This is a genomic window from Geminicoccus flavidas (genome assembly GCF_009806515.1).
Classification (GTDB): Bacteria; Pseudomonadota; Alphaproteobacteria; order Geminicoccales; family Geminicoccaceae; genus Geminicoccus; species Geminicoccus flavidus.
Window position 1 is genome coordinate 1 of sequence record NZ_WUJP01000871.1, and the last position, 5603, is coordinate 5603.

Annotated in this window: 3 protein-coding genes and 1 pseudogene; 1 reads left to right on the forward strand and 3 read right to left on the reverse strand. The window is 63.3% G+C overall.

What is annotated here, in order from left to right; translation table 11 throughout:
• Positions 1-513 (forward strand): tyrosine-type recombinase/integrase (locus tag EQG76_RS24820; RefSeq protein WP_159717297.1); only part of this gene is annotated, 513 nt, incomplete at its 5' end.
• 24 nt (positions 514-537) lie between these two features.
• Here EQG76_RS24820 and EQG76_RS24825 read toward each other — a convergent pair.
• The 3 genes and pseudogenes from EQG76_RS24825 to EQG76_RS24835 all read right to left on the reverse strand — a co-directional run.
• Positions 538-1482, reverse strand: a pseudogene (locus EQG76_RS24825) (IS630 family transposase).
• 373 nt (positions 1483-1855) lie between these two features.
• Positions 1856-3769, reverse strand: a complete 1914-nt coding sequence (locus tag EQG76_RS24830; protein WP_159717299.1) for a DNA phosphorothioation-associated putative methyltransferase — start codon at positions 3767-3769, stop codon at positions 1856-1858.
• A 43-nt stretch (positions 3770-3812) separates the two neighbouring features.
• The coding region (locus tag EQG76_RS24835) for an FtsK/SpoIIIE domain-containing protein (RefSeq protein WP_255476591.1) at positions 3813-5603 on the reverse strand (1791 nt) is incomplete at its 5' end.

A 5603-nucleotide genomic window follows, 5' to 3' on the forward strand; every position in this document is an offset into this window, starting at 1 on the left:
GAGCTGGCAGCACGGGATGGCATCGCTGCCCGTGCGCTCGCTTTTGCCATCCTGACGGCAGCGCGGTCTGGCGAAGTCCGCGGCATGACCTGGGCCGAGCTCGACCTGGGTGCCGCCGTGTGGACGGTGCCGGCATACCGGATGAAGGCGCACAAGGAGCACCGGGTTCCGCTGTCGAAGGCGGCACTGGCCTTGCTAGGGAAGCCTGGCGCGCCTGATGAACTGGTGTTCCCCGGCACAAGGAACCGGCCGCTGTCCGACATGACACTCGCAGCGGTGCTGAAGCGGATGGGGCGGACGGACCTGACGGTACACGGCTTCCGCTCCAGCTTTCGGGATTGGGCTGGCGAAGCCTCAAGCCATCCACGCGAAGTGATCGAGGCGGCACTGGCGCACCGGCTGAAGGACAAGGCGGAGGCAGCCTATGCGCGTGGGGATCTCCTGGCAAAGCGGCGGGCGCTACTGGAGGATTGGGTGGCATTTCTGCGCAGTGCGCACCAGAAAGATTTGTAACGCAGTAGTTAGAGCGGTTTTCGATCAGATTGCATCACAGTCATAGCCGGCAGCGGCGAAGTAGTTGGCGCATTCCTGCGGCGTGAAGGGGCTCACAGCCGTGCCGATGGCTCCCCATAAGCTTTCAATGCTGCGTCCGGCGGCCTTGCGCAGCTGTGCCTTGAGCTGCGCAAACGCGTTTTCGATCGGGTTGAAGTCAGGGCTGTAGGATGGGAGGTAGAGCAGAGTGGCTCCGGCTCCTTCGATGGCCGCGCGGACGGCGGAGCTCTTGTGGCTGCCGAGATTGTCCATGATGACCGTGTTGCCGGCCTCAGCTCTGGCAGCAGCATCTGCTCGACATAGGCCTGGAAGGCCGCACCGTTGATCGGGCCGTCGAGCACCATGGGCGCCACCATGCCGTTCGAGCGCAGGCCTGCGACAAAGGTGGTCGTCTTCCAGTGCCCATGGGCAATGGCGGCGCGTAGACGCTCGCCTCGTGGCGCGCGGCCTAGCATGCGTGCCATCTTGGTCGACGCCCATGTCTCGTCGATGAAGAGGAGACGGTCGAGGTCGAGCTGCGCCTCGAACCAAGCCCGGCGCCGCTTCAAGATGTCGGGATGGTCCAGTTCGGCGGCGTGCACCGTCCTTTTGTGAGCGTGAGCTGGTGCCGGTCGAAGAACCGCCAGAGGGTACCGACGCCGACATGGACGCCGGCCTCGGCCAGCATCGCCTTGAGCTCATGCAGCGTCATGTCTGGAGTGCGCGCGACGAGTTCCAGGATCAGCAATGCATGTGCCTCGATATGAACCAAGCGCCGATCGTCGCCAGCGGCCCTGGCACGACGATGCCAGTCTCGCGCAGCCGCGCACACCAACAGATGGCGCTCGATGCACCCGCGCCAAAGCGGGCAGCCGCAGCACGGCAAGAGGCGCCCTGTGCAACCGCCCCAACCACCCGTTCCCGAAGATCCACCGACAGCGCCTCGGACATCCCGGCCGGCCTCCTCACCGACCAGCAGCTTGAATCAGATCCTGAGACGCTTGGGAATCCCTGTCAACTCACTCAGTTCGGAAACCGCTCTAGCAGATATTTCACAAGAACGTTGCTTGATCACGTTCTTATATAGTCATTTCGATCATCTGGCCTAAGCTCGTATGTAACATGAAATCTGGTGGAGTGGATCCTTGCATTTCTGCACTTCATGGTATGGAAAGAAGTAGATGACGTCCGCGGAGGGCGTGCACAGGCTCCCCTTTACCCGCAGAGCGTCCATCCGGCTTGCCATGCAGCCAGCACATGGCGAAGCCGAGGCTGACCGCTTTTCAAGAATGGGTTACCCTGTCTCAGTGTCGTGATTCGGTCTCTAAAAGGCGCTGGCCCGCCTCGATGGATGCTGCCTCAGTATTTCCCGAAGCTCCGTAAGATTTGGCCCCCGGCCACCCTCAGAGACGATCCCAGACGAAACCAACTTACCGTCGAAGGCCAACTGCTCGTCTCGCCCGGGCGCGTCAACTGGCATGAAGCGGCCCTTTAGGTAGAGCACCATTCCTTCCGGCTGCTCCACCGTGACCCTTATGCGGCTAAGGTCCACTTTCGTCCGCTCGGACACGACCGGCAGGCGCGCGGACGCATCAGCGCATGCGATGAAGGTGAGCCGCGGAGCATCCAACTTCACGTCGATGAAATCAGCACCTTCAACGCCGCCTCTCAGGAGACCGCCGCAACGCACGAGAACGCGCAGGACGACGGGCATGCGGTCAAGAGAGGGGGCGCTGAACCGGAACGTGTCCCTGTCGCGCAAGGCTCCAAGCCCGGAGACAATTGCCTCCTCGATAGCGTTCCGCACTTTCTCCAGCTTGCCAGCGGAGAAGATCAGGTCACGGGCCTCCTGGAGCGCGGTGGCGTGGCTTCCGAAGAAGGCCCTGATGTCGCGCTGGATGGACCTCGCTAGCGTAGCGTAGCGCGGCGCCCCGGGAAATAGCAGCATAGCAAAGTGCACGAGCATGTCCTCGCGACGCACCGTTGCTGCGGCCAGAAGGTCCTCCTGTTCGAACAGATTGGACAGGCAGAGCTCAGTCGCGCGCACCAAAGACACCTTGGCGGCCTGGAACTTGGAACGCAAATCGCTTGGGAACTCCTCCGGGTCAAGGGTGCGTCCTCGTTCCAGCATGGCGCTCCAGAGCGTCTCCAGCTCCGGCCTCAATCTGTCAGCTAGCGGGCGCGGTGGGACAACCCCAGCTCTTGGCCGCTCTGGTGGGCGCATCCCCACCGGGCGCACAATCGATCGTCTCCGGCGCCTGAGCAGGACCTCCTGCTCCAGGTCCTTGTCTCGGAATACGGCGAACACGCCGGTTCCAAGGGCGATCGGTGCTTCGCCGAGTACCTCCTCGATGAAGTCACGAAGCTCCTGCTGACCGAAGTACTTCTGAAAGGTGCCTCGTGAGGTGAGGTGCCCATCGCGATAAGGGCGCAATCCCGCGAGCGCAGTTTTCCCAACGACCATGACGGCCACGATGAGGGTACGCCGGGCGAAGGAGTATGCCGCCTTAAGCGTCTCCGCGCGCTCGTGCCTGTCCTCGACCACGTTGAGCACGAAGCCGAGATTAACGGTGTCGGCGGTCCGCCTTGGTCCATCCGGCGCATGGTGGGGATCCCACCCGATTGCCTCGAATCCGGCGGCTGACAGCGCCGCCACGTCGTCGCCGAGGCCGCAGCCGTAGTCGAACACGGTGCTTCCGGGCGATAGCACACCGTGAGCGATTGCGAGCTGCATCGGCTGCGACAGGTCGCGCCGGACAATGGCAGTCTTGTGCCGGGCTACCTCAACGCTCGCGCTGCCCACTGGGACCAGCCTCTGACCTTCGACGCGGAGCCCCTTCGAAGCGAGGAGCTCCAACCACTGCCGCTGAGTGCCGATCTTGGTCGGGTCCGCGAACAGGCCATACTCCTCGGCAGCCCGCGTAAGTGCTGCGAACCTTGGGAGCCGTGGGTCATCGGATGGGAGCAGGGTTTCCTTACGGTGCAGGATCGGCGGACTGGTGCGCCCCCGATAATCGGTGGTCGAGGTTCTGCCGGTCGACAGGTCCACCCGGAAGGAGGCAAGCAGCGCTGGGAAGCCAACAGTGTCGAAATCCTCGTACAAGAGCAGAGACACCACGCCAGGCGAAATCTTTACCACGTTCCATTCAAAGCTGTCGGCCCTGGCCACGGCCTGTTCCACGACGACCCGCGTCACGGTATCGAGCGCGCTCGCGTGCAGGTATACGGCTCCGCCCACGCGCTTCCCGCTCGTCGGGCGGGAAGGGCGCGATGGCGGCATTTCAGGCAGCTCTTGCCGCTGACCGGGCTGGACGGGCGGCGCCCCCCCATCCAGTGCCGATAGCCTCCGCCAGCTGGAAGACCTCCTCCTCGCCGATGAAGGGCACCTGACAGTAGACCTTCTCGTCACTGTCGAGCTTGACGATGAGATGACCCTTTCCAAGGAGCCGTTCAGCTCCTTTCTCGCCCAGGGCGATGCGCGACGATCCCTCATCACCAAGCCGAAGAATCAGCTTGTTCCCGAGATTTGTGCGGAGTTGCATCGTCATGACCTGGTTGTCGGCGCGCTGGTAGATCATGAACAGGTGAATGCCCGCCGCGCGCGACTTGGTGGCAATCTCGTTGATGAGAGGCTCAACGGCCTCCTTGAAGTCCTCGTCCTGCATCCAGTTTGCTACCTCGTCGAAGAAGACAAGGATGCGGGGCATCGGACCGGCGGCCGCGGTGCCCAAGCGGCGATTGAACTGATCGATGTTGGCGACCCCCGCCTGCCGGAGCACGTCGTATCGGTCCTCCATCTCCTGGACGAGCCGCTTGAACAGCTCAACCGCGTCCGACCTTTCATCTACCACGTCCCCCTTCAGATGGGGCAGGTGGCGCACCCACCCGTAGTCGACCCCCTTCTTGGGATCAATCAGGTGGATCTCGACCAGCGACGGGTCATTGAATGCGCAGGCGTCGAGCATGAGGCTGGTTGACAGGATGCCCTTTCCGCTGCCGGTCGTGCCCGACACGATCGAGTGCGGCGCCGCCCTCTCCTGGTCTCCGAAGGCACCGCCCAGCGGAAGATAGAATAGCTCCCCGTCATCCTCCTTCTCTCCTAGGACTAGTGCCATGTTCGACCGAAGTGCCGCGTCCTCAAGACGCCGCCTTCTCCATGCATCCGCGAGATGGAGTACCACGCGCTTCGGGCGCCGCAGGCCGACCACAACCCGGCCTGCCTTCGGGCTGATGCGGATGATGTCGAGGCTGTACTTGGTCAGCAACTCGGTTTGTTTCCGCTCTAGCCACGCCACAGTCACCGACCGCCCGTCCAGGTCCACTAGGCCAGAGTTCGGCGTCAGGCGGGACGCGAGTACCGGAGCGTCCATGCCCTCCTTCTGCAGCGCGGACTGCAGGCGCCTGACCTGATCCTCCAGCCAAGACTGCCCCTCGTGGCCTTCACCCTTCCGGACCATTCCGGCTATGACCGCGTGCACCTCCGGCAACCAACCCAAAGGCACCGAATGCGCGGCTTTGCGTTCGTCTGCCTCCTCTGGCAGAGGAGGCTCAGTTTCCTTCCGGCTCTTGTCCTCAGTTGCAGCCTCTCGCCCGTCAGCACTTGAAACACCGACATCGACGATCTTCTGCGCACGGTGCTCGACCTCCACCTCTGTTGCGGGGGCGGGTGGCTCGGCCATCTCCGATGCGTTCGGCCACTCGGAAGGAGTCCAGATCTGCGGCTTGGCTTCCGCATCGATCAGCCCCCTCAGGGAGTTGGCGACCGCGCTGCGGCCGAGCACCCACTGCGCGAGGCGGCGACGCCGGGCCTTCGGTTCGTCCGCGTCGGGGAGTATTGGGAGGTCTTCGGGGATGGCGCTCGTGTCGTGGACGAAGACGAGGGAATGACCTGACATTTCCAACGGCGTTCCCGGGGACCGCAGGTCGGCTAGCCACTGTGTGAACGGGCGTCCCCCGATCTGGTCGAATGGTTCGATGTGCTCTAGCACGAGGTCAGCGACCCGGTTCCTCCACGTAGCCGGGTCAACTGTACCGTCGCGCGCCACTAAGCGCTGATGCAGAGTGCTGAAGGT